The following is a 1,112-nucleotide window of genomic DNA, read 5'->3' on the forward strand; positions in this document are numbered from 1 at the left end:
TGGGCTGCCGCCAGCTCACCGATGGAGTGCCCGCCGACGACGTCAGGGCGCACGCCCCATGACGACACGAGCCGGAACAGGGCCACCTCGACGGCGAACAGCGCCGCCTGCGTGAACTCCGTCGCGTCAAGGGCCTCCCCGTCGGTGAAGACGACGTCTCGCAACGGCCGCTGAAGAAGGCCGTGGAAGCCGGCGCACACCTCGTCGAACGCCTCAGCGAAGACCGGGAAGGCCTCATACAGCCCCCGGCCCATCCCCACACGCTGACTGCCCTGACCCGAGAACAGCACCGCCAGTCGGCCGGGTACTGCCTGACCGCTGACCACGCCAGCGACCGGCTCGCCCGAGGCGACAGCAGACAGCCCAGCCCGGTCGCCCGAGAGGACGACGGCACGGTACTCGAACGCCGACCGCGTCCTCGCCAACGACCACGCCGCATCGACGGGATCGACCTCCGACTCGGCCAGGAACGACGCCAGACGCTCCGCCTGACCGCGTAGCCCCGCCTCCGACTTCGCCGACACCACCCACGGCACGACCACCGGCGACACAGCGTCCGCAGCCGGCGTCTCCTCGACATCCGAAGCCTGCTCCAGGATCACGTGCGCATTCGTCCCGCTGGCGCCGAACGACGACACACCGGCGTGGCGGAGCCGTCCCGTCTCGGGCCACGGTGTGGCTTCGGTCAGCAGCTCGACAGACCCGGCCGACCACTCCACATGCTGCGACGGCTCATCGACGTGCAACGTCCGGGGCATGATCCCGTACCGCATGGCGAGCACCATCTTCATCACGCCCGCGACACCCGCAGCCGCCTGCGTATGCCCGATGTTCGACTTGATGGAGCCCAACCGCAGCGGCCGGTCCTCGGGACGATCCTGGCCGTACGTCGCCAGCAGCGCCTGTGCCTCGATCGGGTCACCCAGCTTCGTGCCCGTACCGTGCGCCTCCACCACATCGACCTCGGCAGCGGACACCCCAGCGTTCGCCAGCGCGGCCCGGATCACCCGCTGCTGCGACGGACCGTTCGGCGCAGTGAGCCCATTGCTCGCACCGTCCTGATTGACCGCCGAACCCCGCACCACCGCCAGCACCCGGTGACCGTTACGCCG

At 70.1% G+C, this 1,112-nt stretch carries 1 protein-coding gene; it reads right to left on the bottom strand.

The genetic code is table 11. The features are described 5' to 3' along the window. Window positions 1-1,112 (bottom strand): acyltransferase domain-containing protein (locus tag GTW67_RS07545; RefSeq protein WP_161164028.1); only part of this gene is annotated, 1,112 nt, incomplete at both ends.

The sequence above is a fragment of the Streptomyces sp. SID5910 genome (genome assembly GCF_009862125.1).
Taxonomy (GTDB): Bacteria; Actinomycetota; Actinomycetes; order Streptomycetales; family Streptomycetaceae; genus Streptomyces.